This is a genomic window from Serratia sp. EWG9 (assembly GCF_019913725.1).
Lineage (GTDB): Bacteria > Pseudomonadota > Gammaproteobacteria > Enterobacterales > Enterobacteriaceae > Serratia > Serratia ureilytica.
Window position 1 is genome coordinate 1 of the sequence record NZ_JADNRO010000009.1, and the last position, 25530, is coordinate 25530.

A 25530-nucleotide genomic window follows, 5' to 3' on the forward strand; every position below is an offset into this window, starting at 1 on the left:
CGCAGCAACTACCAGGATCGCGCCGTCCATCTGAGCAGCACCGGTGATCATGTTTTTCACGTAGTCGGCGTGCCCTGGGCAGTCAACGTGCGCGTAGTGACGAGTCGGGGTGTCATACTCAACGTGAGAGGTGTTGATGGTGATACCACGAGCTTTTTCTTCTGGCGCGTTATCGATCTGGTCGAAAGCACGTGCAGAACCGCCGTAGGTTTTAGCCAGAACGGTGGTGATCGCTGCAGTCAGGGTAGTTTTACCGTGGTCAACGTGGCCGATAGTACCAACGTTAACGTGCGGTTTTGTACGTTCAAATTTTTCTTTAGACACGGCTATATTCCTTACTATAGCGCTCTCCCCTTCTGGAGAGAGCACGGGACTTTGGTTTTAACCCTGCGGCTTATTTGCCACGGGCTTCGATTACGGCCTGAGCGACGTTGTTCGGTGCATCATCATACTTCAGGAATTCCATGGTGTATGATGCACGACCTTTAGTCAGAGAACGCAGCTGAGTTGCGTAGCCGAACATTTCGGACAACGGTACTTCAGCGTGGATCTTAACGCCAGTCACTTCAGATTCCTGACCGCGCAGCATGCCGCGACGACGGCTCAAGTCACCGATAACGTCACCGGTGTTCTCTTCTGGAGTCTCAACTTCAACCTTCATGATAGGCTCAAGCAGAACTGGTTTCGCTTTCTTAAAGCCTTCTTTAAAGGCGATAGATGCGGCCAGTTTAAACGCCAGTTCAGAGGAGTCAACGTCGTGGTAAGAACCGAAGTGCAGACGAATACCCATATCTACTACCGGGTAACCAGCCAACGGACCAGACTTCAGCTGCTCCTGGATGCCTTTATCAACGGCAGGGATGTATTCGCCAGGAATTACGCCGCCTTTGATGTCGTTGATGAACTCGTAACCTTTCGGGTTAGAGCCCGGCTCCAGTGGGTACATGTCGATCACAACGTGACCGTACTGACCGCGACCACCAGACTGCTTGGCGTGCTTACCTTCAACATCGGTAATCTTCGCGCGAATCGCTTCGCGGTAAGCTACCTGAGGTTTGCCCACGTTAGCTTCAACGTTGAATTCACGCTTCATGCGGTCAACGATGATGTCGAGGTGCAGTTCACCCATACCGGCGATGATGGTCTGGTTAGACTCTTCGTCAGTCCATACGCGGAATGACGGGTCTTCTTTAGCCAGACGGCCCAGAGCCAGACCCATTTTCTCTTGGTCAGCTTTGGTTTTTGGTTCAACGGCGATAGAGATTACCGGCTCAGGGAATTCCATACGCTCCAGGATGATTGGAGAGTCTGGATCACACAGGGTGTCCCCGGTGGTCACGTCTTTCAGACCGATCGCAGCGGCGATGTCGCCTGCGCGAACTTCTTTGATCTCTTCACGCTTGTTGGCGTGCATCTGAACGATACGGCCGAAACGCTCGCGCGCAGCCTTAACGGAGTTCAGCACGGTGTCGCCGGAGTTAACAACGCCGGAGTACACGCGGAAGAAGGTCAGGTTACCTACGAACGGGTCGGTAGCGATTTTGAACGCCAGAGCAGAGAACGGCTCATCATCACTTGCGTGACGCTCAGCCGGGGTGTCTTTACCGTCGTCCAGGATACCGTTGATCGCAGGAACGTCAGTTGGCGCCGGCAGGTATTCGATTACCGCATCCAGCATCGCCTGTACGCCCTTGTTCTTGAACGCAGAACCACAGGTAACCAGGATGATTTCGTTGTTCAGCACGCGCTGACGCAGAGCGGATTTGATTTCTGCCTCGGTCAGCTCTTCGCCGCCCAGGTATTTTTCCATCAGCTCTTCGGAAGCTTCCGCAGCGGATTCGATCAGGTTCTGGCGCCATTCTTCAGCCAGTTCCATCATGTCAGCCGGGACGTCTTCGTATTCGAAGGTAACGCCTGCGTCTTCTTCGTTCCAGTTGATCGCCTTCATCTTCACCAGGTCGATAACGCCGGTGAATTTGTCTTCTGCGCCGATAGCCAGCTGCAGAGGAACAGGGTTAGCGCCCAGACGAGTTTTGATCTGGCCAACAACTTTCAGGAAGTTAGCGCCCATACGGTCCATTTTGTTAACGAACGCGATACGTGGCACTTTGTATTTGTTAGCCTGACGCCATACGGTTTCAGACTGTGGCTGAACACCACCAACAGCACAGTAAACCATTACCGCGCCATCCAGCACACGCATGGAACGTTCTACTTCGATGGTGAAGTCAACGTGCCCTGGGGTGTCGATGATGTTTACGCGATGCGGTTCGAACTGCTTGGCCATACCAGACCAGAAGGCAGTCGTCGCTGCAGAAGTGATGGTAATACCACGCTCCTGCTCCTGTTCCATCCAGTCCATGGTGGCAGCGCCGTCATGAACTTCACCGATTTTGTGGTTTACACCGGTGTAGAACAGAATACGTTCGGTAGTGGTGGTTTTACCGGCGTCGATGTGAGCACTGATACCGATGTTACGGTAGCGTGCAATGGGTGTTGTACGAGCCATTTGATTCCTCTATTCCTAGGGCGTTCAAGTTCAGTTAACCCAAGCGGGCCGATTTGACGCGCCCGCTTGGTTAGCATGACTACAGCCAGATGATTACCAGCGGTAGTGGGCGAACGCCTTGTTGGCTTCGGCCATACGGTGAACGTCTTCACGCTTCTTAACAGCAGAACCTTTGTTCTCTGCTGCGTCAGACAGCTCGTTCGCCAGGCGCAGAGCCATGGATTTATCACCGCGTTTACGTGCAGCATCAACGATCCAACGCATTGCCAGAGCATTACGACGAACCGGGCGGACTTCAACTGGTACCTGATAAGTAGAACCGCCAACGCGACGCGACTTAACTTCTACAGTCGGGCGAACGTTGTCGAGAGCGACTTCGAAAGCTTCCAGGTGATCTTTACCAGAACGCTGAGCCAGGGTCTCCAGCGCGGTATAGACGATTGCTTCTGCAGTAGATTTTTTACCGTCTACCATCAGGATATTTACAAATTTGGCCAGCAGCTCAGATCCGAACTTAGGATCTGGCAGGATTTTACGTTGGCCGATTACGCGACGACGTGGCATGGAAATACTCCGTTGTTAATTCAGGATTGTCCAAAACTCTACGAGTTTATTTTGACATTAAAGTTAAAACGTTTGGCCTTACTTAACGGAGAACCATTAAGCCTTTGGCTTCTTCACGCCGTACTTGGAACGAGCTTGCTTACGGTCTTTAACACCGGAGCAGTCAAGTGCACCACGGACGGTGTGGTAACGCACACCTGGCAGGTCTTTTACACGACCGCCACGGATCAGGATTACGGAGTGTTCCTGCAGGTTGTGGCCTTCGCCACCGATGTAGGAAGTCACTTCGAAACCGTTGGTCAAACGCACACGGCAAACTTTACGCAGTGCGGAGTTTGGTTTTTTCGGGGTAGTGGTATATACGCGGGTGCATACGCCACGTTTCTGCGGGCAGGCTTCCAGCGCTGAACGTTGCTTTTAGCAGCCTTCACAGAGCGTGGTTTGCGAACCAGCTGGTTAATTGTTGCCATTAAAAAAGCTCCTGGTTTTTGCTTCGTACTAGCTTCGTAAACATGTGATAAATCCCCTCGTATGCACTACTGGCAAAGTACGAGGACGCAGAATTTTAGGGCTGACCAGTATGGGTGTCAAGAAATATACAACATCACCGTCATCACCAGGCCATTTGGCTGCGGTGTTGTTCGGTTAATTCAACGAAGTGATTATAGCCGACGACAGTGATTTTGTGCGAAAAATGACCAATCAACCCCCTGGCTTCCAGGTCGTCCTGCAGCGCATAAAGGGATATGGGGGCGGCGAGCAGCGATTCAAGATGGGCGCTGCCAACAAGGCCTGCGAGCACGCCATCCTGCAGCAGCAGCAGCGCGTCGCCCTCCGCGGTCAGGCGCAACAGCGCGGGCAGGTCACATTGGTTTGGCGAATGGCTCAGGGTATACAACATCAGAAGTTCCTAAAACGTCATTACGGCGTCGTAGCCGGCCAATTCACGGCGCAGTTCGTCCGGCGCCAGCACCTCGGCATCCAGCACCCAATCGGTCACCTGACTCAGCCCGCGTTCCTGCAGCGAAGCCTGGCACAGATAACACCGCTCCACGTCATACAGCGGCAGTACGCCGAAAGTGGCGATATAATTGCGCGCCAAAATCTTTTCCGGTTGCTGGCCCGGCAACAGCTGCAACACGCCATCACCGATAAAAAACACCCCCAAATCTTCACCGAGCGCCGACGTGGCGAGCAGCGCATCCAGCCCTTCCCTGCCGCCGGCGCCGCCATGCGGCCCGTGGGTGAAAACAAAAGCGACTCGTTTCATCATTTCCTCAGAACTGCACCAGACGGTCGCAACTCAGCGACGCTTCGGCCAGGGAACCCAGCCCGCTCAGGGTAAAACCGGGCTGCAGGTTGGCACCGGCCAGCCCCTGCTGCTGCGCCTCCTGTTCGTCGGTGACGCCCCGACGCAGCGCGGCGGCCACGCAGACGTTGAGCGCTACGCCGTGTTGCTGCGCGAGCTGCGTCCAGCCGCGCACCAGATCGAATTCGTCGCTGGCGGGCGCGGTTAACCGGTTGGCGTTCAACACCCCTTCACGGTAGAAAAAGACGCTGGAAAGACGGTGCCCTTTCGCCAGCAAAGCCTGAGCGAATTGATAGGCGCTGCTGGCCTGCTGCGTGCCATAAGCCGGGCCGGTAACCAACAGACAATAGTCGAGCATCAACGGTCACTTCCTACCAGGTCGCCGCTTTTAAACTGGCGAATGTACAGATAGACGGTGTGTTTGGAGATATTCAGACGATCCGCCACCTGATTGATCGCATCCTTGATGTCGAAGATGCCTTTCTCATAGAGATTGAGCACCACCTGTCGGTTCTTGGCGTTATTGGACACCGAGCGGTCGGCGTTCACCTCTTCGATGGTGAACTCCAGCGTCTGCGCCACCAGATCGTCGACGGAAGAGGCGAAGTTCACCGACGACGGCACGTCCTGCGCTGTCGGTGGCATAAAGGTTTGCATGATCTGCGAGAACGGCACGTCGAGGTTCATGTTGATGCACAACAAACCAATCACCCGCTGCTCGCGATTGCGAATGGCGATAGTCACCGATTTCATCAATACGCCGCTCTTGGCGCGGGTAAAGTAGGCTTTCGACACGCTGCTGTCGTCGCCGGCCATGTCGTGCAGCATGCGCAGCGCCAGGTCGGTGATCGGCGAGCCGATTTTGCGCCCGGTGTGTTCCCCGTTGGCGATGCGCACCGCCGAGCTGTTCAGGTCTTCCAGCGCGTGCAATACGATTTCGCAGTGGCCGCCGATCAACATCGCCAGCCCGTCGACCACCGCTTCATAGGATTTCAGGATTTCATGATCCGTTTGAGTAAACGGACGTTCATTCAGCAAATCAAGTTCGCTGGCTTCGCTGGATAAAAGCGAATTCGACATCGAAGATACCACCCTCATAGATCGCCTGTGCCAGGGGGCGCAGCTAAAACCGCTCGGGCCGGATCGCTGCCGTCGTCGGCGCGCTGCAGCGCGGCTGGCTGAGAGCGGCATAAAACGGCGCGATGACATCCGCGGGCGAGGCGGCCGGGAACAATTTTAGGTACACGCCCTAAGGGGCAGACGCATGACTGATAAGTCAGAATTATTAGTCTAGCAAAGCGGCCGGAGCAAAGTCCTTGCGTTTGCGCGTGGTATTGACGTTAAGCCCGATGCCCGGCAGGCGTCAAGCGTTCAATGGAGAGAGCGGTAGCGGCTGCCGAAATGAAAACCGCCGCGGAGGGCATCCGCGGCGGTGGCAAACAGAGCGACGAGATTATTTCGCTTTGGCGTCGGCTTTGGCGTCGGCCGGTTTTTCGGCTTTAGCGTCAGCTTTCGGCGCCGCTTTCACATCCAGCAGCTCGACGTCAAAGACCAGCGTGGAGTTAGCCGGGATGCCCGGAACGCCGGTTTTACCGTAGGCCAGCGCCGGTGGGATCACCAGCTTGATTTTGCCGCCTTTCTTGATGTGCTTCAGGCCTTCGGTCCAGCCAGGGATCACACCGTCCAGACGGAATGACAGCGGCTCACCGCGGGTGTAGGAGTTATCGAACTCGGTACCGTCGGTCAGGGTGCCTTTGTAGTTCACTACCACGGTGTCGCTGTCTTTCGGCGCTTCACCCGCGCCCGGTTTCTCTACCTGATACAGCAGGCCGGATTCGGTTTTCTTCACGCCTTTTTCTTTAGCGAAGCTGTCGCGATACTTGGCGCCTTTGGTTTCGTTGTCCTTGGCGTCCTGCTCCATTTTCGCCTGTGCGGAAGCCTTCACGCGCGCTTCAAAGCCCTGCAGGTCTTTTCGATGTCGGCGTCGTTCAGCTTGCTCTTGTTAGCGAAAGCGTCCTGAACGCCGGCGATCAGCTGATCTTTGTCCAGCTTGATGCCCAGCTTCTCTTGCTCTTTCAGAGAGTTGTCCATGTAACGGCCAAGAGAGGCGCCCAGTGCGTAAGCCGCTTGCTCATCGTCGTTTTTGAACTTGCCGGTGCTTGGCGCTGCTGCCGCGTCTGCCGCCGGTTTAGCGGCATCGGCTGCCATGACCTGGGTCGCATTCAGAGCAAAAGCCATGGTGGTTGCCAGAAGCGTGACTTTAAACAAAGATTTCATCCATTTCTCCAGTGTCTGAAGCAATGCCCCAAACAATCATTAGGTAAGATAACCGGGCTACTATAGCTGCCTGAAACAAAACAAAACAGTCGCACAGGTAACCAATCGAGTCAAAGTGTGACTCCCGCTTTGCCAAGAAGTTTCCCGCTGCGTGCTACTCACATGATAAATCAGATTTTTCTTGCAGAATATTCGGCGAGGTTAGCAAAAAACGGCGAATCAGGCGTGCAGCTTTTCAGCACTTTACACTGCCGATCGCAACGTTGCGCGCCGCCCAAAGAAATAGCGCGGGCAAACCCGACGCCAGCTGTTACCATAGCGCCGAATCAGGATTTTATCGCGTCAGAGGTAGCCTCATGCACAACGCCGACATTCAAAGCCTGCTACAGCGGCTTGAAGAACTGGAAAGCCGCCAGGCTTTTCAAGAGCTCACTATCGAAGAGCTCAACCAGACCGTCACCCAGCATCAGATGGAAATGCTGAAGATGCGCGAGCACCTGCGCATGTTGACCGACAAACTGCGCTCGACCCAAACCTCGATGATCGCCTCGCAATCGGAAGAAACCCCTCCGCCGCACTATTGAGGGGCGCCGCGCATAAAAAAGGGCAGCCAATGGCTGCCCTCTCGTCTCGGGATTGCGTTCTGCTTAGTGGCAGCCGCAACCGCCGTTGCCGCAACCGCCTTTACCGTGGTCGTGACCATGGTCGTGATCGTGGCTATGGCCGTGACCGCCGCAGCAGCCTTCACCGTGCTCGTGGTGATGATCGTGCTCGCCGTGTACGTGACCGTGCGCCAGTTCTTCTGCGGTCGCTTCGCGGATCGCGACAACTTCCACGTTGAAGTTCAGGTTTTGGCCGGCCAGCATGTGGTTGCCGTCAACCACAACGTGGTCGCCGTCAACTTCAGTGATTTCAACCGGTACCGGGCCCTGATCGGTGTCAGCCAGGAAACGCATGCCGACCTGCAGTTCGTCAACGCCCATGAAGACGTCTTTCGGTACGCGCTGCACCAGGTTTTCGTCGTAGTTGCCGTACGCGTCGTTCGCGCCGACGTGAACGTCAAAACGATCGCCAACGTCGTGGCCTTCGAGCGCTTTTTCCAGACCTGCGATCAGAGAACCATGCCCGTGCAGATAGTCCAGCGGTGCGCTCACCGGAGACTCATCAACCAAAACACCGTCTTCTGTACGTACTTGGTAAGCCAGGCTGACCACCAAGTCTTTTGCTACTTTCATGATATCTCCTACCGTTGGCTACTAGGACGCGCACCGTTATCGGGATGCGCGCCTTTTCCGGACAGATTGTAACGGAAATCTGCCTCGCTGTACCCTTCGGGATAAAAAAACGCTACTTCGGCTGAAAAATGCCGATCACCTGCTCTTGCGGTCGAACGTGTTTTTCCACCTGTTGTTCGGTCTGGCGCTGGTGATGGCCGCACTTGACGCACTCCACCACTTCCACCTGATCCTCCCGCCATACCGCCAGCGTATCCATGGCGCTACAGCTCGGGCACACCGCTCCGGCGATAAATCTCTTACGTGTTGCAGACATCGTTATGCTCCCGCTTATTCGTATTCATCCCAGCCGTCAAACTGGCGACTTTCTTTTTGCATTTCGCGATGGAAGAGCTCTTCCAGCTCGCGCCGCGCCTCTTTCACGCGAGAAATTTGCGCCACGTCGCCCTGATGCGGCGGCATCAGCTCACGCAGCATGCGCATATCCAGACGACGGAAATGCTGCTGGGCGCGAAAGGCCTGATGCGGGTGCATGCCCAATTCCATCAGCGCCTTGCGCCCCAGTTCCAGCGCGCTGGAGAAGGTCTCGCGGCTGAACTGTTTTACGCCCGCCTGCAGCAGCTCATGCGCCTCCACGCGGCCGCGCGCGCGCGCCAGGATGCTCAGGTTCGGGAAGTGCTGCTGGCACAGCCGCACGATCGCCATGGTGTCTTCCGGCTCATTGCTGGTGATCACGATCGACTTGGCCTTCTCTGCGCCTGCCGCGCGCAGCAGCTCCAACTCGGTGGCGTCGCCGTAATAGACCTTGTAACCGTAGCGACGCAGCACGCCGACGGCGCTGACGTCGCGTTCCAGTACGGTAATGCGCATTTTGTTGGCCATCAGCAGGCGGCCGATCACCTGGCCAAAACGCCCGAAGCCGACGATGATCACCTGCGGATCGTCATCTTCCACGTACGGCGTCTCCTCGTCTTCGTCTTTGGCGTTATAGCGGCGCGCCAAAATGCGATCGATGGCCTGCATCAACAGCGGCGTGGTCATCATCGACAGCGTCACCACCACCAGCAGCAAAGAGAGTTGATCTGGCTGCAGCACCTTTTGGGCGCCCGCCGCCGAAAACAGCACGAAGGCGAACTCACCGCCCTGGCTGAGCACGCCGGCGAACTGCAGGCGTACCGAACTGCGCAGGCCGAACAGGCGCGATACGCCGTAGAGCACGCCGGATTTCACCGCCACCAACGCCAACACGCCGATCAACACCTCGGCCAGATGGGTGTAGAGCACGCCGATATTCAACACCATGCCCACCGAGATAAAGAACAGCCCCAGCAGCAGCCCTTTAAACGGCTCGATGGAGATCTCCAGTTCGTGGCGGTATTCGCTCTCCGCCAGCAGCACGCCGGCGATGAAGGTGCCGAGCGCCATCGACAGGCCGAGCGTCTCCATAAACAGCGCCGAGCCGAGCACCAGCAGCAGCGCCGCGGCGGTAAAGATCTCGCGCACGCCGGAAGCGGCGATATAGCGGAACAGCGGCCGCAGCAGGAAGCGGCCGCCGATCAGCATGCCGCCGAACGCCGCCACCTTGAGCGCGATCTTCGCCCAGTCGTCGCTGGTGCCGCCGGCGCCGGCCAGAATGGGGATCAACGCCAGCGCCGGGATCACCGCCATATCCTGGAACAGCAGCACCGAGAAACCCAGCTGCCCGCCTTCGTTGCGGTTCATGCCCTTTTCGCGCATCAGCTGCAGCGCCATGGCGGTGGAAGACATCGCCAGGCCAACGCCGCCGATCACCGCCGCCTGCCAGGCGAAGTGCGTCAGGTACAGCAATGCGCCCAGCACCGCCGCGGTGATCAGCACCTGGCCGGCGCCGGCGCCGAAAATCGAGCGCCGCAGCTCCCACAGCTTGCTGGGGTTCAGCTCCAGGCCGATGATGAACATCAGGAACACCACGCCCAGCTCGGAGAAGTGCAGGATCTCGTCAACGTCGCGAATAAAACCCAATCCCCACGGGCCGATGGCGATGCCGGCGATCAGATAACCCAGCACCGCGCCGATCCCCAGGCGACGGGCGATCGGCACCGTCACCACCGCGGCAAACAGGAACAGTAAAATGGCGGTCAGTAAGGTCGATCCTTCCATGATCACCGCCCCCCGTGCGGCAGCGGGTGGCTCAGCCACTCCCCGTAGGCGTCTGCGTGGCTGCGCAGCACCTCCGGCTTTTGCCGCCGCGCCCAATAGACCACGAACGGCGTCAACCAGTGCATATGGCACATCCCGGCGGTCAACTCGAACGGCCGCAGGATATCTTCCATCGGATAATGGTTATAACCGCCGGTGCGGTAGGCGCCTTCCGGCTCGCCGGTGGTGATCACCGAACGCCAGTATTTGCCCGCCAGCGCATTGCCGCCCACGCCGCTGGCGAAGCCGCGCGCCAGCACGCGATCCAGCCATTCCTTCAGCAGCGCCGGGCAGCTGTAGGTATACAGCGGGTGCTGAAACACGATGACCTGATGCTCACGCAGCAGCTGTTGTTCGTGATGAATATCGATAAAAAAATCAGGGTAGTGCGCGTAGAGATCGTGCACGGTGACATGTTCCAATTGCTGCGCCGGTCGAAGCAAAACCCGGTTCGCCACCGAGTCATGGGATTCCGGATGGGCATACAGCAGCAAGACCTTGGGCGGCTGCGACATCATTCCCCTCCAAAGCGTCGTCAGGGTAGCGGTTTTCCGTTACCATGCATCGCAAAGACAAAAACAGCGCGCGGTGCGCGTTCTGTTACCTTAATGATAATTTAACATACTCTGAACATACGGCGCTTTATGATTGTATTCTCCTCGCTACAAATCCGACGCGGCATCCGCGTCCTGCTGGACAACGCCACGGCGACGGTTAATCCAGGTCAGAAGGTCGGCCTGGTCGGCAAAAACGGCTGCGGCAAATCCACGCTGTTGTCGCTGCTGAAGGGCGAGATCGCGGCGGACGGCGGCAGCTTCACCTTCCCCGGCAACTGGGCGCTGGCCTGGGTCAACCAGGAGACGCCGGCGCTGGACGTGCCGGCGATCGAGTATGTTATCGACGGCGACCGCGAGTTTCGCCAGCTCGAAGCCGAACTGCAGGCCGCCAACGACCGCAACGACGGCCACGCCATCGCCACCCTGCACGGCAAGCTGGACGCCATCGACGCCTGGACCATTCGTTCCCGCGCCGCCAGCCTGCTGCACGGTCTCGGCTTCTCCAACGAACAACTGCAAAGCCCGGTGCGCGACTTTTCCGGCGGCTGGCGCATGCGTCTTAACCTGGCGCAGGCGTTGGTGTGCCGTTCCGATCTGCTGCTGCTCGACGAACCGACCAACCACCTGGATCTCGATGCGGTGATCTGGCTGGAGCGCTGGCTGAAAAGCTATCCCGGCACGCTGGTGCTTATCTCGCACGACCGCGACTTCCTCGATCCGATCGTCGACAAGATCCTGCATATCGAACAGCAGACGATGAACGAGTACACCGGCAACTACTCGTCGTTCGAACGCCAACGCGCCACCAAACTGGCGCAGCAGCAGTCGCTGTATCAGCACCAGCAAGAAAAAGTGGCGCACCTGCAAAGCTATATCGACCGCTTCCGCGCGCAGGCGACCAAGGCCAAGCAGGCGCAGAGCCGCATCAAGATGCTGGAACGCATGGAGCTGATCGCCCCGGCGCACGTCGACAACCCGTTCACCTTCAGCTTCCGGCCGCCGGAAAGCCTGCCGAACCCGCTGCTGCGCATGGAAAAAGTCAGCGCCGGGTACGGCGACAAGGTGATCCTGAAGTCCATCAAACTGAACCTGGTGCCCGGCTCACGCATTGGCCTGCTCGGCCGCAACGGCGCCGGTAAATCGACGCTGATCAAACTGCTGGCCGGCACCCTGGAGCCGCTGAGCGGCGAGATCGGCCTGGCGAAAGGCATCAAGCTGGGTTACTTCGCTCAGCACCAGCTGGAATTCCTGCGCGCCGACGAGTCGCCGCTGCAGCACCTGAGCCGCATCGCGCCACGGGTGTTGGAGCAGCAGCTGCGCGATTATTTGGGCGGTTTCGGCTTCCAGGGCGACAAGGTCAGTGAAATCACCGAACGCTTCTCCGGCGGCGAGAAGGCGCGGCTGGTGCTGGCGCTGATCGTCTGGCAGCGCCCGAACCTGCTGCTGCTCGATGAACCGACCAACCACCTGGATCTCGACATGCGCCAGGCGCTGACCGAGGCGCTGATCGATTTCGAAGGCGCATTGGTGGTGGTCTCGCACGACCGTCACCTGCTGCGCTCCACCACCGACGATCTGTACCTGGTGCACGATGGCCAGGTCGAGCCTTTCGAAGGCGATCTCGACGATTATCAGCAGTGGCTGATCGATCTGCAGCGCCAGGAAAGCCAACAGGACGCGCCGGAAAAAGAGAGCGGCAGCAACAGCGCGCAGGCGCGCAAGGATCAAAAACGCCGCGAGGCGGAGTTCCGTACGCAAACCCAACCGCTGCGCAAGCAGATCGCCAAGCTGGAACAGCAGATGGAAAAACTGGGCGCCGAACTGGCGGCGGTGGAAGAGCAGTTGGCGGATTCCGCACTGTACGACATCAGCCGCAAGGCCGAACTGACCGACTGCCTGCAAAAGCAAAGCCAGGCCAAATCCGCGCTCGAAGAGACGGAAATGACCTGGCTGGATGCGCAGGAACAGCTGGAGCAGTTAACGCAGGCGTTCGACGCCTAACCGTTGTTACGCCTTGTAAAAGGGCTTGTCCCCCAGAATGGTCGCGCGGTGCATGATGCGCCGCTGCGGCAGATAATCCGCGTTGGCGTAGTGCTGCGTCACGCGGTTATCCCAGATCGCCACGTCATTCTCCTGCCAACGCCAGCGCACCTGAAACTCCGGTTTGGTGATGTGAGCAAACAGGAAATTCAGTAAAGCGTCGCTCTCCTTCGGCGCCACATCCACGATCCGCGTGGTGAACCCTTCATTGACGAACAGCGCCTGCCGGCCGCTGACCGGATGGGTACGCACCACCGGATGCAACAGCGGCGGGTTTTTCTGCACCGCCAGTTGCCAGCGCTGATGCTCTTCTTCACTGCCGCGATGCTTGTGCTCCGGGAACGACTTGGTGAAGTCATGTTCCGCGCGCAGCCCCGCGAGCAGCGCTCTGAACGGCGCCGACAGCGCCTCATAGGCGGCAATGCCGCTGGCCCACAGCGTATCGCCGCCGGTGGCAGGCAGCGTCTTGGCCGCCAGGATCGCCCCCAGCGGCGGGTTCTCGATAAAGGTCACGTCGGTGTGCCAGTTGTCGTTGTCCGGCGGGTTGTCGTCGTGGGTATCGAGCACGATGATCTCTTCCACGTCGGTGGCGTGCGGATAGACCGGGTGGATGTGCAGATCGCCGAAGCGGCCGGCCAGATCGCGCTGCTGCAGCGGCGTGATCGGCTGGTTGCGGAAGAACAGCACCTGATGCTTGAGCAGCGCATGATAAAGCTGTTCAAACTGGCCGTCGCCCAGCGGCCGGGCCAACTCGACGTTTTCCACCAGCGCCCCGATGTAAGGCCCCAGCGGGGTGATATTCAGACGTTCGTTCATTGCTGTACTCCATGCCACGGGGTCAATCGGCGCTGCAGGGCGCGCAGCCCCAGCTCCAACCCAAATGCAATCACCGCAATCACGCCGATGCCGGCCAGCACCACGTCGGTCGCCAGAAACTCACCGGCGGATTGCACCATAAATCCCAGGCCGCGCGTGGCGGCGATCAGTTCGGCGGCCACCAGCGTCGACCAGCCGACGCCCAGCCCGATGCGGATGCCGGTCAGGATCTCCGGCAGCGCGCTCGGCAGCACCACGAAACGCAGCACCTGCCAACGCGTGGCGCCCAGCGCGCGGGCGGCGCGCACCCGCACCTGCGCCACGCTGCGCACGCCGGCCACGGCGGACAGCGTCACCGGCGCGAAAATCGCCAGATAAATCAGCAAGATCTTCGAGGTTTCGCCGATGCCGAACCAAATCACCATCAGCGGTAAATACGCCAACGGCGGCACCGGACGATAGATCTCAATCAGCGGATCGAGGATGCCGCGCACCGTGTCGTTCAGCCCCATGGCGATGCCCACCGGAATGCCGACGATCACCGCCGCCAGCAGCGCCACCAAAATGCGCCCCAGGCTGGCCGCCAGATGCTGCCACAGCGTGGCGTCCATAAAGCCTTGCGGGCTGGCGATGGTGATCAGCTGATGCAATACCTGCTGCGGCGCCGGCAGGAACAGCGGGCTGATCAGCTGCAGCGCCGTCACGCCCCACCAGACGATCAACACCGTCAACAGCGTGGCGCCGCTCAGCCAAACGTTGCGCGGCACGCTGAAACGGCGCGTCGCTTTGCCCTGCGGCTGCGCCGCGGCCTTTAACGTGGAATGCAGGCTCATAACAAGGCCTCGCGCTGTTGGAAAACTTTGCCCAGCACGTATTCGCGCTGCGCGATAAATTCAGGATCGGACTTAATTGAGCGGCAGGCTTCGCCGTCGGCATAGCGTTGGCCGAAGTTCAGCGACAGCCGCTCCACCACCTGCCCCGGCCCCGGCGACAGCAGCAACAGCTCGCTGGCGAGGAACACCGCCTCTTCAATATCGTGAGTGATCAGCAGCACCTGCTTGCCGGTATCGCGCCAGATGGTCAGCAGCAGCTCTTGCATCTGCTCGCGAGTGAACGCGTCCAGCGCGCCGAACGGTTCATCCAGCAACAGCAGACGCGGATCGGCGGCCAGGGCGCGGGCGATGCCGACGCGTTGGCGCATGCCGCCGGAAAGCTGCCAGATGAAATGCCGCTCGTAACCGGCCAGACCGACGCGCTGCAACATCTGCTCCGCCACCTGGCGGCGCTGCGCCTTGCCGACGCCGGCCAGCTGCAGGCCGAACTCGACGTTGTCCACCACGTTACGCCACGGCAGTAAACCCTCATGCTGGAACACCACGCCCCGTTCGGCGCTTGGGCCATGAACGGACGTTCCATCCAGCGTGATGCTGCCAGCTGAAGGCTCGATAAACCCGGCGATTAAATTCAGCAGCGTGGTTTTGCCGCAGCCCGACGGGCCGAGCACCACCACCAGTTGCCTGGCGGCGATCTGGAACGACACGTCACGCAGCGCGGGCCGCCCCTGATATTCTGCTGAAAGATGGCTGACGTTTAGCATCCTGCTTCCTTACGACTGCGGCGCAGCCTGCACCTGTTTCACAAAACGGTCGGTCACATAAGCGCTGTAATCGCTGTCGACCTGCGGGATCTTGCCCTGCTGCTTGAGGAACTCGGCGGTATCGCGGATTGCCTTGTCCACCGGCTGGCCGAGTTGGGCGACCTGATCCGCCACCGGCAGATAACGGTTCCCCTTCACCAGCTCCGGCACCTGCGCTTCCGGCACGCCGCTCAAGCGCGCCAAGGTGCTGAGATGGCTCGGATCTTTCAGCCACTGTTCCGGCGCTGCCAGGTAGGCCTTCTGCGCCTGCAGAGCGCTGGCGGCAAAGGCGGTCACCACGTCGGGATGTTTCTCGGCGAAGTCTTTGCGCACCACCCACACATCCAGGGTTGGCGAACCCCATTCGCCCACCTGCGCGGAGTCGGTCAACACCTTGCCCTGTTTGGCCAGTTCGTTGACCACCGGCGCCCAGACGTAGGCGCCGTCGATGTCGCCGCGCTGCCAGGCGGCGGCGATGGCCGGCGGCTGCAGATTGAGGATCTTCACCTGTTCAGGCTTGATGCCCCAATGTTTGAGCGAGGCCAGCAGGCTGTAATGGGTGGTGGAGATAAACGGCACCGCGATGCGCTTGCCGATCAGATCCTGCGGGCTTTTGATGTCATTCTTCACCACCAGCGCTTCGGAACTGCCGAGCTGCGAGGCGATGAGGAACACTTCGATGGGGAGTTTTTGGCTGGCGGCCACCGCCAGCGGGCTGGAGCCGATATTGCCGATCTGCACGTCGCCGGAGGCCAGCGCGCGCAACACGCTGGAGCCGCTGTCGAACTTACGCCAGTCGACGGTCGCACCGGACTGTTTGGCGAAGCTGTTTTCCGCCTGCGCCACCTTGGCCGGCTCCGCCGACGTCTGGTACGCCACGGTGACGTCCACCGCATAGGCGCTGGCAGCGCTGAGCGACAGCGCCAGCAGCGCCGCGTTGCGTAAAGAAAAGAGTTTGCCCGCCATGTTCCGCTCCGTTGATAAAAATCTGTTCAGTTGCTGACAGTTTTATCTGAGCGATGACGGGCGATAAAAGAATAAAAAAGTCTTCTTTATTACCTTAGGTAATATTAAAGCGAATCACAGCACGATCGTCCCGCGCAAGAACACGTGAGCGTAGCCGCCGAGCAGCGTGCGGTCCCCTTGCAGTTCGCAGAACAGCTCGCCGCCGCGCGCCGAAATCTGCCGGGCGTGCAGCCGATGGCGGCCGAGACGCGCCGTCCAGTAAGGCATCAACGTACAATGCGCGGAACCGGTCACCGGATCCTCGCCGCCGTCGAGCGTGAAATAGCGCGAAACGAAGTCCACGGTGTCACCCGGCGCGGTGACGATCACCGCGCGGCCGGCCAATGCGATCAGCGCCGGGATGTCCGGGCGCAGCGCGCGCACCTGCGCCTCATTTTCCACCACCGCCAGCAGCGCTTTCGCCTGCCACACTTCCTGCGGCTGCACGCCCAGCAGCGCCGCGAGGCCCGCCGGTTCGGCGACTTTCTGCGGCGGCCTGGCGGGGAAATCAAGCACCAGCCGCTCCCCATCCCGCTCATCGCGCTTGACGAACAGCTCGCCGCCGGCCGATCTGAAGCGAATATCCTTCAGCGCCGGGTTAACCGCGCTGAACATCACATGCGCCGCCGCCAGCGTGCCATGGCCGCAAAGATCGACCTCACGCTCCGGGGTAAACCAGCGAATGGCGGTCATGTCACCGTCATCCCAGACAAAGCTGGTCTCCGGCAGGCCGATCTCGTTGGCGATCGCCTGCAGCCGCTCCGTCGGCAGTGGCTGCGTCAGCAGGCAGACCCCGGCCGGGTTGCCGCGCAGCCCCTCACCGGTAAAGGCGACCACGTGATAATAGTTTTCCGCCATCGTTCCGCTCCTTAATGCCAAATCAGTAATACACAGGCTGCAGTCAGCAGCCCCATGGAAACGTTGAAGATAATCCAGGCCTTTTTGCTGCGCAGCAGGCGGCCGATCACCGTGCCGAACGCCAGCCAGATAACGCCGGCGACGATGTTGACCGCCAAAATGCCCAGCGCGATCGCCGCAATGGAACCGTTGTACTTATCGCCCGCCAGACTGAAGCTCGCCACCGCGCCCAGCGCCATCAGCCAGGCTTTCGGGTTGAGGAACTGCAACAGCCAGCCCTGATACAGCCGCACCGGCTGCGGCGGCGCCACGTCGGTTTCCAGCTTTTCATAGGCGGCGGTGGCGACTTTCCACGCCAGCCACAGCAGGTACAAACTGCCGAGGATTTTCAGGATCAGGTGCAGCGACGGGTAAACCAGGATCAGGCTGCCGACGCCGAAGGCCACCAGCAGCAAAATGCTTTGCATGCCGAGCATGATGCCGATCATCAGCCACAGCGAACGCATAAAGCCGAAATGAGCGCCGGAGGTGGTCAGCAGCAGGTTATTGGGGCCAGGCGTGATGGCGGCGACCCACAGGAAGCCCAGCATCGAAAGGAATAAACTCGGTTCCATGGCACGGGTGCTCCTCACCCAAGGCGCTTTTTTGCAGTATCATTGTCAGTTATTGGTATTGAAGCTAACAGTGCGCCTGGGATCTCACAATAGTCGCCAACAACATTTTTACTCCGCCTATGCATGACGTCTTTCGCCCCCTGACCGGGGCCAGTAACCCGCACCTGCAAACGCTGTTGCCGCGGCTGGTGCGCCGCCGCGTGTTATTGAAACCGCATTGGCAACGGCTGGAATTGCCCGACGGCGATTTCGTCGATCTCGCCTGGAGCGAGGATCCGGCGCAGGCGCGCGACAAACCGCGCGCGGTGCTGTTCCACGGTCTGGAGGGCAGCTTCTACAGCCCCTACGCGCATGGCCTGCTCAACGCCTGGCGCGAACGTGGCTGGCTCGGGGTGGTGATGCACTTTCGCGGCTGCAGCGGCGTGCCCAACCGCAAACAGCGCATCTACCACTCCGGCGAAACCGAAGACGCGCGTTTCTTCCTGCGCTGGCTGCGCGACAGCTACGGCGAGGTGCCAACCGCGGCGGTAGGCGTTTCGCTCGGCGGCAACATGCTGGCCTGTTATCTGGCGCAGCAAGGCGCCGACAGCCTGCTGCAGGCGGCGGTGGTGGTCTCGGCGCCGCTGATGCTGGAGCCCTGCGCCTATCGCATGGAGCAAGGTTTCTCCCGCGTCTATCAGCGCTACCTGTTGGGGCAGCTGAAACAAAACGCCACCCGCAAGCTGTTGCACTACCCGGACACCCTGCCGCTCAAGCTGTCACAGCTGAACGGGTTGCGGCGCATCCGCGAATTCGACGACGCCATCACCTCGCGCATTCACGGCTTCAGCGACGCCACCGATTATTATCGCCGCTGCAGCGCCCTGCCGCTGTTGCCGGCGATCCAAACGCCGCTGCTGATCATCCATGCGAAGGACGATCCCTTCATGACCCATGAGGTGATCCCCGACGTCGCCGGCCTGCCGCGCAATATCGAATATCAGCTGACCGAGTTCGGCGGCCACGTCGGCTTTGTCGGCGGCACGCTGAAAAAACCGCACATGTGGCTGGAGCATCGCATTCCGGCCTGGCTTTCCCCTTATCTGGACATCCCGACGTGATCATTCCCTGGCAAGAACTGGCAACCGACACCCTGAACAGCCTGATCGAATCCTTTGTGCTGCGTGAAGGCACCGATTACGGCGAGCACGAACGATCGCTGGAGCAGAAGGTGGAGGACGTGCGCCGCCAGCTGAAAAACGGCGAAGTGGTGCTGGTGTGGTCGGAACTGCATGAGAGCGTCAACATCATGCCGCGCGGTCAGTTCCGCGCCGGGCAGGAAGAAATTTAGTGGCGCCCGGTTCTATGACTGACGGAAAAAATCAGGTAACAATGGGACATTGCAAACCAGCGCGCGCCATTTTTTCCTGACATAGAGAGCGTCAACAAGAGCCACAATAATCCCCTGACGCCGGCGCATTCAACACGGAGTGACAACCACCATGTCTGCCAAACATCCCGTTATCGCGGTGACCGGTTCCAGCGGCGCCGGCACCACCACCACCAGCGTGGCGTTCCGCAAAATCTTCCAACAGCTCAACATTCGCGCCGCCGAGCTGGAGGGCGACAGCTTCCACCGCTACACCCGGCCGGAAATGGACGCGGCGATCCGCAAGGCGCGCGATCTGGGCAGACACATCAGTTATTTCGGCCCCGAAGCCAACGACTTCGGCCTGCTGCAGCAGAGCTTTATCGAGTACGGCAAAAACGGCACCGGCCGTTCGCGCAAGTACCTGCACACCTACGACGAAGCGGTGCCCTACAATCAGGTGCCGGGCACCTTCACCCCGTGGGAGCCGCTGCCGGCGCCGACCGACGTGCTGTTCTACGAGGGGCTGCACGGCGGTGTGGTCACCGAGCACCATGACGTGGCCAACCACGTCGATCTGCTGGTCGGCGTGGTGCCGATCGTCAACCTGGAGTGGATACAGAAGCTGATCCGCGATACCGGCGAACGTGGCCACTCCCGCGAGGCGGTGATGGACTCGGTGGTGCGTTCGATGGAAGACTACATCAACTACATCACGCCGCAGTTCTCGCGCACCCACATCAACTTCCAGCGCGTACCGACGGTGGATACTTCCAACCCGTTCGCCGCCAAAGCCATTCCCTCACTGGATGAAAGCTTCGTGGTGATCCACTTCCGCGGGCTGGATCAGATTGACTTCCCCTATTTGCTGGCGATGCTGCAGGGCTCGTTTATCTCGCACATCAATACGTTAGTGGTGCCGGGCGGCAAGATGGGGCTGGCGATGGAGCTGATCATGGCGCCGCTGGTGCAGCGGCTGCTGGAAGGCAAGAAGATCGAATAAGCGCGTTGAGCGCGGCGGCGGGCCGCGCTCCGTCCCGATTACGCCGGCTGGCGGATCTCGAAGCTGTGGGTCACCGTGGCGGCCTTGTTGAGCATCAGCGCCACCGAGCAGTACTTCTCCGCCGACAGGTTCACCGCTCGCTCTACGATTTTGTCGGTCAGATCCTGGCCGGTGACGATGAAGTGCAGGTTGATATGGGTGAACAACCGCGGGGCTTCTGCACGGCGCTCGGAGGTCAGCTTCACCTCGCAGTCGCGCACGTCGTTGCGCCCTTTTTGCAGGATGGACACCACGTCGATCGCGCTGCAGCCGCCCACCGACATCAGCACCATCTCCATCGGGCTGGGCGCTTTATCGCCGGCGTTGCCGTCCATCAGCACCTGGTGGCCGGAGGCCGATTCACCCAAAAACGTTAACCCTTCCACCCATTTAACTCTTGCCTGCATTCTGGTCACTCCGGTTGATTTCTTAAAATCAGAGTACGCTTTCGCATAGAAACAGGCAACGTAACCTGATGCTAATCATGCTGAAGCGAGACAACACGAGACACCCGCCTTACTCTGTGCTACAAACAGAGCCGCAATAAATCTTTCCGGGACACTGAATTTCAGGGAAACGCCCAGAGAAAGGCTCCTTTACCGGTATGTTAACAGAATGTAGCTTGCAGCGCTTACGGCAAGTTAATATGCTAGAGCGACAGCGTATTTTTATGACACGCCTCAAAACTTGCCGGTAGCCCTCGCTCATAACTGCGGCTACAGGCGGGTTTTACAGGGAACTCTGACCCCTGTGACACAAGGCAGCGATAACAACAGAGGATAACAGCGAATGGTTCTCGGCAAACCGCAAACAGACCCTACTCTCGAATGGTTCCTGTCTCATTGCCATATCCACAAATATCCATCGAAGAGTACGCTGATTCACCAAGGTGAAAAGGCCGAAACGCTTTACTACATCGTGAAAGGCTCCGTCGCGGTGCTGATCAAGGATGAAGAAGGTAAAGAGATGATCCTGTCCTACCTCAACCAGGGGGATTTCATCGGCGAGCTCGGATTGTTCGAAGAAGGCCAGGAGCGCAGCGCCTGGGTTCGCGCCAAAACCGCCTGTGAAGTGGCCGAAATTTCCTACAAGAAATTCCGCCAGTTGATCCAGGTTAACCCGGACATCCTGATGCGTCTGTCCGCCCAAATGGCGAGCCGCCTGCAGGTCACTTCCGAAAAAGTGGGCAACCTCGCCTTCCTGGACGTCACCGGCCGCATCGCGCAAACCCTGCTGAATCTGGCGAAGCAACCCGACGCCATGACTCACCCGGACGGCATGCAGATCAAGATCACCCGCCAGGAAATCGGCCAGATCGTCGGCTGCTCGCGTGAAACCGTTGGCCGTATTCTGAAAATGCTGGAAGACCAAAACCTGATTTCCGCCCACGGCAAGACCATTGTCGTCTACGGCACCCGTTAATCCCTGAAGAAACGGCGCAATCTGCGCCGTTTTTTTGTCTGCTCTCTGCCATGTGGCGCCGCCTGATTTACCACCCGGAAGTCAACTACGCACTGCGACAAACGCTGGTGTTGTGCCTGCCGGTGCTGTTTGGCCTGCTGATTGGCCAGATGCAGCTCGGCCTGATGTTCTCTCTGGTGCCCGCCTGCTGCAATATCGCCGGTCTGGACACGCCGCATAGGCGCTTCTTTAAACGGCTGATCGTCGGCGGTGCGCTGTTTGCCCTCAGCAGCCTGCTGCTGCAACAAGCCCTGCTGTGGCACGTGCCGCTGCCGGCGCTGATGCTGGGCCTGGCGCTGCTGCTCGGCGTCACCGGCGAAATCAGCCCGCTGCACGCCCGGCTGTTGCCGGCGGCGCTGGTGGCCGCCATCTTCTCCCTCAGCATGGCCGGCACCGTGCCTCTCTGGCAGGCGCCGCTGCTGTACGCGATCGGCACCGCCTGGTACGGCTTATTCACCTGGTTCTGGTTCCGGCTGTGGAAAGAGCAGCCGATGCGCGAGACGCTGAGCCAGCTCTATCTGGAACTGGCGGACTACTTCGAAGCCAAATACTCGCTGCTGACTCAGCACACCGATCCGCAGACCGCTCTGCCGCCGCTGCTGGTGCGCCAGCAAAAGGTGATGGATCTGATAAGCCTGCTGTACCAACAGCTTAATTTCCTGCCGCACGCCAACAACCTCGATCAAAAGCGTCTGCAACGCGCCTTTCAGGTGGCGATGGATCTGCAGGAGCACATCACCGTCAGCCTGCACTTGCCGGAGGAAGTACAAAAACTGATGGAGCAGAGCCAGGCCGAAGCGATCATTCGCCGCAACGCTCAGGTGATCGCCGGGCGGCTGCGCGTGGTGGCGCACGATATTCTCTACCATCAACATTCGAAGCGCTTTTCCATGACGCACGAACTGGCGGCGCTGGAAAAAATGGCGGCGCAGCATCCCGACAACCCGGTCGGCCAGTTTTGTTACTACCATTTCAGCCGCATTGCCCGCCTGCTGCGCACCCAGCATCCGCTGTACCGCCGCGATTTGATGCCCAGCCAGCATCGCCTGCCGTTTTGGCCGGCGTTGGCCAGCTACCTGTCGTTCAAATCCACGGCGCTGCGCAACGCCGCGCGGCTGGGGGTGACGCTGGCGGTCGGCAGCAGCCTGGGGGCGGTATTCAATCTGCCGAAGCCGTACTGGATACTGCTCACCATCATGCTGGTGAGCCAAAACGGCTATAACGCCACCCGGGTGCGTATTCAGCACCGTGCGCTCGGCACGATCGCCGGTTTGTTGCTGGCGGCCGGGCTGTTGCAGCTGCAATTACCGGAAGCAGAAACACTGAGCATCATGCTGATGATCACGCTGTTGGCCTACCTGGTTTCGCGCAAGAACTACGGGCTGTCGGTGATTGGCTTTACGGTCACGGCGGTTTACACCCTGCAGCTGCTGGCGCTGAACGGCTCGCATTTTTTGGTGCCGCGTCTGATCGATACGCTGATCGGCTGCGTGCTGGCGTTCGGCGGCACCATTTGGCTGTGGCCGCAGTGGCAAAGCGGGCTGCTGCGCAAGAATGCCCATCAGGCGCTGGAAAACGATCAAGCCGCGCTGCGGCTGATGCTGAAGCAACCGGAGCCGGACGCCACCGCGTTGGCCTATGCCCGCATGCAGGTCAACCAGGCGCACAATGCGCTGTTCACTTCGCTCAATCAGGCGATGCAGGAACCGGGGTTCGCCTCGAACTATCTGGCGGACATGCGGCTGTGGGTCACTCACAGCCAGTTCATCGTCGAACACCTGAACGCCATGACCATCCTGGCGCGCGAGCACTACATGCTGACGCCGAAGCTGGCGGAAGCGTATCTGCAAACCTGTGAAATCGCGCTGCAAAGCTGCCAGCAGCGGTTGGAATACGACGGCCCGAGCAGTGACAACAGCGGCATCATGCAGCCGCCGGATCTGCATCCGGAGATGCCCGTCACCGAGATGAAACGTCATTTGCGGCGTATTCTGTCGCACCTGAGCGTCATGCACACCATTTCGTCGCTGGCCTGGCGCCAGCGCCCGCACCACGGCATCTGGCTCAAGCGTAAACTGCGCGATCAATAAGGGCGCGGCATGCCGCGCCCCGTTATTCGCCGCAGGTGCTTCAGGCGTTGATCACATCCTGCACCGCCAGCTCGAACAGCGCCATGCCGGCCTCGATGTCCTGCAGCTCCACCACCAGCGACGGCGCAAAGCGGATCACGTTCGGCCCGGCGTTGAGGATCATCAGCCCACGCGCGGCGGCGGCGGTGAGGAAATCGCGCGCTCTGCCGTGATAATGCGGCGTCAGCTCGGCGCCGATCAGCAACCCCATGCCGCGAATGGCGGTGAAAATACCGTATTTATCGCCGATATTCTGCAAAGACTGTACATACAGCGCATGGCGCTGCTCGATGCCGCTCAGCACCTCCGGCGTATTGATCACATCCAGCGCCGCCTCCGCCACCGCGCAGGCCAGCGGGTTGCCGCCATAGGTGGTGCCGTGAGTGCCCACCTGCATCACCGACGCAATCTCTTCGGTAGTCAGCATGGCGCTCACCGGGAAACCGCCGCCCAGCGCCTTGGCGGTGGTGAGAATGTCCGGCGTCACGCCATAATGCATATAGGCGAACAGCTTGCCGCTGCGCCCCATGCCGCTTTGCACTTCATCGAACACCAGCAGCGCCTGATGTTGGTCGCACAGTTTGCGCACGCCTTTAAGGAAGTCGGCGTCGACCGGCGTAATGCCGCCCTCGCCCTGAATCGGCTCCATCACCACCGCGCAGGTGTGGTCGTCCATCACCGCTTTCACCGCCGCCAGATCGTTGAACGGCACGTGCACGATGTCGGCCGGCTTCGGCCCGAACCCGTCGGAATATTTGGCCTGCCCGCCCACCGACACGGTGAACAGCGTGCGGCCGTGAAACGCGTTATAGAAGGCGATGATTTTGGTTTTATAGGGGCTGTGGCGGGTGATAGCGTAATGACGCGCCAGTTTGAACGCCGCCTCGTTGGCCTCTGCGCCGGAGTTGGCGAAGAACACCCGATCGGCGAAGGTGGCGTCGATCAATTTGCTCGCCAGGCGCAGCGCCGGTTCATTGGTGAAGACGTTGCTGGTATGCCACAAGGTTTCGCCCTGGCGTTTGAGCGCCTCGACCAGCGCCGGATGGCAGTGCCCCAGCGCCGTCACCGCTATGCCGCCGGAAAAATCGATGTACTCTTTTCCCTGCTGATCCCAGACCCGGCTGCCTTGGCCGCGCACCGGCACAAACTGGGCGGGTGCATAAACAGGCAGGATCACCTGGTCAAAGGTGCTGCGGCTCACTGCGGATTTGTCAGTCATTTTCGGCTCCACCCTGAAGGTTTTTCAGCGCTATCGCGATGTTATAATGAAAATATAATCACGAAATATGCATAAAAAAACACTAAAGCGCAAATGCAAAACGCCTGACGGGCGAAAAAAATGCGAAGGGATTAACGCCTGAGAAAATTGTCCAACAGCTGATGGCCCTGCTCGCTGAGCACGCTTTCCGGGTGGAACTGCACCCCTTCCAGCGCCAGCGTGCGGTGGCGGATACCCATGATCTCGTCGCGCACGCCGTCGCGTTCGCTCCAGGCGGTCACTTCAAAGCAATCCGGCAGCGTATCGGCTTTCAGCACCAACGAATGGTAACGCGTCACGGTCAGCGGATCGCTCAGGCCGCGAAACACGCCGACGCCCAGATGGCGAATCGCCGAGGTTTTGCCGTGCATCACCGCGCGGGCGCGCACCACCTCGGCGCCGAACGCCTGCCCCAGCGCCTGGTGCCCCAGGCACACGCCGAGGATCGGCAGCTTGCCGGCGAAATGACGAATGGCGGCCAGCGAGATGCCCGCTTCGTTCGGGGTACAAGGGCCGGGGGAAATCACCAGATGCTGCGGCGCCAGCCGCTCGATATCGGCCAGCTGCAGCTCATCATTGCGCTTCACCACCACCTCGGCGCCCAACTCGCAGAAGTACTGGTAAAGGTTATAGGTAAAGGAGTCGTAGTTATCGATCAGCAGCAGCATGTTAGGTCCGGCAGAGAAAAACGCCG

Annotated in this window: 27 protein-coding genes and 2 pseudogenes; 7 read left to right on the forward strand and 22 right to left on the reverse strand. The window is 59.7% G+C overall.

The genetic code is table 11. The annotated features are described in order from the left end of the window. The 9 genes and pseudogenes from ITX55_RS18405 to fkpA all read right to left on the reverse strand — a co-directional run. Positions 1–324, reverse strand: a 324-nt coding sequence (locus ITX55_RS18405) for a GTP-binding protein (protein WP_032641063.1), incomplete at its 3' end; no start/stop codon positions are given. 70 nt (positions 325–394) lie between these two features. Further along, positions 395–2509 (reverse strand): elongation factor G, encoded by a 2115-nt coding sequence (gene fusA / locus ITX55_RS18410; protein WP_033645245.1) that lies wholly within the window; start codon positions 2507–2509, stop codon positions 395–397. 93 nt (positions 2510–2602) lie between these two features. Further along, a complete protein-coding gene (rpsG, locus tag ITX55_RS18415) occupies positions 2603–3073 on the reverse strand; it encodes a 30S ribosomal protein S7 (protein WP_004956203.1) in 471 nt (156 codons plus the stop codon). Positions 3074–3169: 96 nt separating this feature from the next. Further along, positions 3170–3543: pseudogene (gene rpsL, locus ITX55_RS18420) on the reverse strand (30S ribosomal protein S12). Positions 3544–3686: 143 nt separating this feature from the next. Further along, a complete protein-coding gene (gene tusB / locus ITX55_RS18425; RefSeq protein ID WP_033645246.1) occupies positions 3687–3974 on the reverse strand; it encodes a sulfurtransferase complex subunit TusB in 288 nt (95 codons plus the stop codon). Between the two features lie 9 nt (positions 3975–3983). Next, the gene (gene tusC, locus ITX55_RS18430) at positions 3984–4343 is read right to left on the reverse strand and encodes a sulfurtransferase complex subunit TusC (RefSeq protein WP_197756222.1); all 360 of its coding nucleotides are present in this window, start codon (positions 4341–4343) and stop codon (positions 3984–3986) included. Positions 4344–4350: 7 nt separating this feature from the next. After that, complete coding sequence (gene tusD, locus ITX55_RS18435; protein WP_033645247.1) at positions 4351–4740, reverse strand: sulfurtransferase complex subunit TusD; 390 nt, start codon at positions 4738–4740, stop codon at positions 4351–4353. Continuing rightward, the gene (locus tag ITX55_RS18440; RefSeq protein WP_033645248.1) at positions 4740–5462 is read right to left on the reverse strand and encodes a transcriptional regulator; all 723 of its coding nucleotides are present in this window, start codon (positions 5460–5462) and stop codon (positions 4740–4742) included. The genes tusD and ITX55_RS18440 overlap by 1 nt, the downstream gene beginning before the upstream one ends. 373 nt (positions 5463–5835) lie before the next feature. Beyond that, positions 5836–6659 (reverse strand): annotated as a pseudogene (fkpA, locus tag ITX55_RS18445) (FKBP-type peptidyl-prolyl cis-trans isomerase). A gap of 356 nt (positions 6660–7015) precedes the next feature. Here fkpA and ITX55_RS18450 point away from each other — a divergent pair. Continuing rightward, positions 7016–7243: a SlyX family protein gene (locus ITX55_RS18450; RefSeq protein WP_033645250.1), complete on the forward strand. Its 228-nt coding sequence runs from the start codon at positions 7016–7018 to the stop codon at positions 7241–7243. A gap of 63 nt (positions 7244–7306) precedes the next feature. On the opposite strand, the gene slyD is transcribed toward ITX55_RS18450, so the two are convergent. The 4 genes from slyD to kefG all read right to left on the reverse strand — a co-directional run bounded on the left by slyD (position 7307) and on the right by kefG (position 10587). After that, positions 7307–7894, reverse strand: coding sequence for a peptidylprolyl isomerase (gene slyD, locus ITX55_RS18455; RefSeq protein ID WP_004930407.1), 588 nt, complete (start codon positions 7892–7894; stop codon positions 7307–7309). A gap of 112 nt (positions 7895–8006) precedes the next feature. Further along, on the reverse strand, positions 8007–8210 hold the full coding sequence (locus ITX55_RS18460; RefSeq protein WP_015379274.1) for a YheV family putative zinc ribbon protein: 204 nt from the start codon (positions 8208–8210) through the stop codon (positions 8007–8009). Positions 8211–8224: 14 nt separating this feature from the next. Then, a complete protein-coding gene (kefB, locus tag ITX55_RS18465) occupies positions 8225–10033 on the reverse strand; it encodes a glutathione-regulated potassium-efflux system protein KefB (protein WP_033651722.1) in 1809 nt (602 codons plus the stop codon). Between the two features lie 2 nt (positions 10034–10035). Continuing rightward, a complete protein-coding gene (gene kefG / locus ITX55_RS18470; RefSeq protein ID WP_028127618.1) occupies positions 10036–10587 on the reverse strand; it encodes a glutathione-regulated potassium-efflux system ancillary protein KefG in 552 nt (183 codons plus the stop codon). 129 nt (positions 10588–10716) lie between these two features. On the opposite strand from kefG, the gene ITX55_RS18475 reads away from it, so the two are divergent. Continuing rightward, positions 10717–12630: an ABC transporter ATP-binding protein gene (locus ITX55_RS18475; RefSeq protein WP_060660182.1), complete on the forward strand. Its 1914-nt coding sequence runs from the start codon at positions 10717–10719 to the stop codon at positions 12628–12630. 6 nt (positions 12631–12636) lie between these two features. Here ITX55_RS18475 and tauD read toward each other — a convergent pair whose 3' ends face one another. From tauD to ITX55_RS18505, 6 genes are all read right to left on the reverse strand, one after another. Further along, positions 12637–13485, reverse strand: coding sequence for a taurine dioxygenase (gene tauD, locus ITX55_RS18480; protein ID WP_147880776.1), 849 nt, complete (start codon positions 13483–13485; stop codon positions 12637–12639). Next, positions 13482–14318 carry a taurine ABC transporter permease TauC gene (gene tauC, locus ITX55_RS18485; RefSeq protein ID WP_033645254.1) on the reverse strand — a complete coding sequence of 279 codons (837 nt, stop codon included), beginning with the start codon at positions 14316–14318 and terminating at the stop codon, positions 13482–13484. The genes tauD and tauC overlap by 4 nt, the downstream gene beginning before the upstream one ends. Beyond that, positions 14315–15082 (reverse strand): taurine ABC transporter ATP-binding subunit, encoded by a 768-nt coding sequence (gene tauB / locus ITX55_RS18490; protein WP_223085279.1) that lies wholly within the window; start codon positions 15080–15082, stop codon positions 14315–14317. Before tauB ends, tauC begins: the two co-directional genes overlap by 4 nt. Positions 15083–15091: 9 nt before the next feature. Beyond that, positions 15092–16087: a taurine ABC transporter substrate-binding protein gene (tauA, locus tag ITX55_RS18495; protein ID WP_004930383.1), complete on the reverse strand. Its 996-nt coding sequence runs from the start codon at positions 16085–16087 to the stop codon at positions 15092–15094. 114 nt (positions 16088–16201) lie between these two features. Then, positions 16202–16984 carry a PhzF family phenazine biosynthesis protein gene (locus ITX55_RS18500; RefSeq protein ID WP_033645256.1) on the reverse strand — a complete coding sequence of 261 codons (783 nt, stop codon included), beginning with the start codon at positions 16982–16984 and terminating at the stop codon, positions 16202–16204. An 11-nt stretch (positions 16985–16995) separates the two neighbouring features. Next, positions 16996–17598 carry a LysE family translocator gene (locus tag ITX55_RS18505; protein WP_033645257.1) on the reverse strand — a complete coding sequence of 201 codons (603 nt, stop codon included), beginning with the start codon at positions 17596–17598 and terminating at the stop codon, positions 16996–16998. A gap of 119 nt (positions 17599–17717) precedes the next feature. Between ITX55_RS18505 and ITX55_RS18510 the strand changes: the two genes are divergently transcribed. The 3 genes from ITX55_RS18510 to ITX55_RS18520 all read left to right on the forward strand — a co-directional run bounded on the left by ITX55_RS18510 (position 17718) and on the right by ITX55_RS18520 (position 19949). Then, positions 17718–18698 carry a hydrolase gene (locus tag ITX55_RS18510; protein ID WP_033645258.1) on the forward strand — a complete coding sequence of 327 codons (981 nt, stop codon included), beginning with the start codon at positions 17718–17720 and terminating at the stop codon, positions 18696–18698. Continuing rightward, positions 18695–18928 carry a YheU family protein gene (locus tag ITX55_RS18515; RefSeq protein WP_004930376.1) on the forward strand — a complete coding sequence of 78 codons (234 nt, stop codon included), beginning with the start codon at positions 18695–18697 and terminating at the stop codon, positions 18926–18928. Before ITX55_RS18510 ends, ITX55_RS18515 begins: the two co-directional genes overlap by 4 nt. A 151-nt stretch (positions 18929–19079) precedes the next feature. After that, positions 19080–19949 (forward strand): phosphoribulokinase, encoded by an 870-nt coding sequence (locus ITX55_RS18520; RefSeq protein WP_042785488.1) that lies wholly within the window; start codon positions 19080–19082, stop codon positions 19947–19949. Positions 19950–19987: 38 nt separating this feature from the next. Here the strand turns inward: ITX55_RS18520 and ITX55_RS18525 are convergent, their stop codons facing one another. After that, complete coding sequence (locus ITX55_RS18525) at positions 19988–20395, reverse strand: OsmC family protein (protein WP_025304517.1); 408 nt, start codon at positions 20393–20395, stop codon at positions 19988–19990. Positions 20396–20777: 382 nt separating this feature from the next. Between ITX55_RS18525 and crp the strand changes: the two genes are divergently transcribed. Continuing rightward, the gene (crp, locus tag ITX55_RS18530) at positions 20778–21410 is read left to right on the forward strand and encodes a cAMP-activated global transcriptional regulator CRP (RefSeq protein ID WP_004090925.1); all 633 of its coding nucleotides are present in this window, start codon (positions 20778–20780) and stop codon (positions 21408–21410) included. Between the two features lie 50 nt (positions 21411–21460). Further along, positions 21461–23539 carry a YccS/YhfK family putative transporter gene (locus tag ITX55_RS18535; RefSeq protein WP_223085282.1) on the forward strand — a complete coding sequence of 693 codons (2079 nt, stop codon included), beginning with the start codon at positions 21461–21463 and terminating at the stop codon, positions 23537–23539. A 40-nt stretch (positions 23540–23579) separates the two neighbouring features. Here the strand turns inward: ITX55_RS18535 and ITX55_RS18540 are convergent, their stop codons facing one another. Both ITX55_RS18540 and ITX55_RS18545 read right to left on the reverse strand, forming a co-directional pair. Further along, on the reverse strand, positions 23580–24797 hold the full coding sequence (locus ITX55_RS18540; RefSeq protein WP_033645260.1) for an aspartate aminotransferase family protein: 1218 nt from the start codon (positions 24795–24797) through the stop codon (positions 23580–23582). A gap of 131 nt (positions 24798–24928) precedes the next feature. Further along, a complete protein-coding gene (locus ITX55_RS18545; protein ID WP_033645386.1) occupies positions 24929–25504 on the reverse strand; it encodes an aminodeoxychorismate synthase component II in 576 nt (191 codons plus the stop codon). Positions 25505–25530: the final 26 nt, after the last annotated feature.

Excerpts from the sequence above, each read along its gene's own strand:
- fusA (WP_033645245.1), bottom strand. The coding sequence starts at position 2,509 with ATGGCTCGTACAACACCCATTGCACGCTACCGTAACATCGGTATCAGT.
- rpsG (WP_004956203.1), bottom strand. The coding sequence starts at position 3,073 with ATGCCACGTCGTCGCGTAATCGGCCAACGTAAAATCCTGCCAGATCCT.
- tusB (WP_033645246.1), bottom strand. The coding sequence starts at position 3,974 with ATGTTGTATACCCTGAGCCATTCGCCAAACCAATGTGACCTGCCCGCG.
- tusC (WP_197756222.1), bottom strand. The coding sequence starts at position 4,343 with ATGAAACGAGTCGCTTTTGTTTTCACCCACGGGCCGCATGGCGGCGCC.
- tusD (WP_033645247.1), bottom strand. The coding sequence starts at position 4,740 with ATGCTCGACTATTGTCTGTTGGTTACCGGCCCGGCTTATGGCACGCAG.
- ITX55_RS18440 (WP_033645248.1), bottom strand. The coding sequence starts at position 5,462 with ATGTCGAATTCGCTTTTATCCAGCGAAGCCAGCGAACTTGATTTGCTG.
- ITX55_RS18450 (WP_033645250.1), top strand. The coding sequence starts at position 7,016 with ATGCACAACGCCGACATTCAAAGCCTGCTACAGCGGCTTGAAGAACTG.
- slyD (WP_004930407.1), bottom strand. The coding sequence starts at position 7,894 with ATGAAAGTAGCAAAAGACTTGGTGGTCAGCCTGGCTTACCAAGTACGT.
- ITX55_RS18460 (WP_015379274.1), bottom strand. The coding sequence starts at position 8,210 with ATGTCTGCAACACGTAAGAGATTTATCGCCGGAGCGGTGTGCCCGAGC.
- kefB (WP_033651722.1), bottom strand. The coding sequence starts at position 10,033 with ATGGAAGGATCGACCTTACTGACCGCCATTTTACTGTTCCTGTTTGCC.
- kefG (WP_028127618.1), bottom strand. The coding sequence starts at position 10,587 with ATGTCGCAGCCGCCCAAGGTCTTGCTGCTGTATGCCCATCCGGAATCC.
- ITX55_RS18475 (WP_060660182.1), top strand. The coding sequence starts at position 10,717 with ATGATTGTATTCTCCTCGCTACAAATCCGACGCGGCATCCGCGTCCTG.
- tauD (WP_147880776.1), bottom strand. The coding sequence starts at position 13,485 with ATGAACGAACGTCTGAATATCACCCCGCTGGGGCCTTACATCGGGGCG.
- tauC (WP_033645254.1), bottom strand. The coding sequence starts at position 14,318 with ATGAGCCTGCATTCCACGTTAAAGGCCGCGGCGCAGCCGCAGGGCAAA.
- tauB (WP_223085279.1), bottom strand. The coding sequence starts at position 15,082 with ATGCTAAACGTCAGCCATCTTTCAGCAGAATATCAGGGGCGGCCCGCG.
- tauA (WP_004930383.1), bottom strand. The coding sequence starts at position 16,087 with ATGGCGGGCAAACTCTTTTCTTTACGCAACGCGGCGCTGCTGGCGCTG.
- ITX55_RS18500 (WP_033645256.1), bottom strand. The coding sequence starts at position 16,984 with ATGGCGGAAAACTATTATCACGTGGTCGCCTTTACCGGTGAGGGGCTG.
- ITX55_RS18505 (WP_033645257.1), bottom strand. The coding sequence starts at position 17,598 with ATGGAACCGAGTTTATTCCTTTCGATGCTGGGCTTCCTGTGGGTCGCC.
- ITX55_RS18510 (WP_033645258.1), top strand. The coding sequence starts at position 17,718 with ATGCATGACGTCTTTCGCCCCCTGACCGGGGCCAGTAACCCGCACCTG.
- ITX55_RS18520 (WP_042785488.1), top strand. The coding sequence starts at position 19,080 with ATGTCTGCCAAACATCCCGTTATCGCGGTGACCGGTTCCAGCGGCGCC.
- ITX55_RS18525 (WP_025304517.1), bottom strand. The coding sequence starts at position 20,395 with ATGCAGGCAAGAGTTAAATGGGTGGAAGGGTTAACGTTTTTGGGTGAA.
- crp (WP_004090925.1), top strand. The coding sequence starts at position 20,778 with ATGGTTCTCGGCAAACCGCAAACAGACCCTACTCTCGAATGGTTCCTG.
- ITX55_RS18535 (WP_223085282.1), top strand. The coding sequence starts at position 21,461 with ATGTGGCGCCGCCTGATTTACCACCCGGAAGTCAACTACGCACTGCGA.
- ITX55_RS18540 (WP_033645260.1), bottom strand. The coding sequence starts at position 24,797 with ATGACTGACAAATCCGCAGTGAGCCGCAGCACCTTTGACCAGGTGATC.
- ITX55_RS18545 (WP_033645386.1), bottom strand. The coding sequence starts at position 25,504 with ATGCTGCTGCTGATCGATAACTACGACTCCTTTACCTATAACCTTTAC.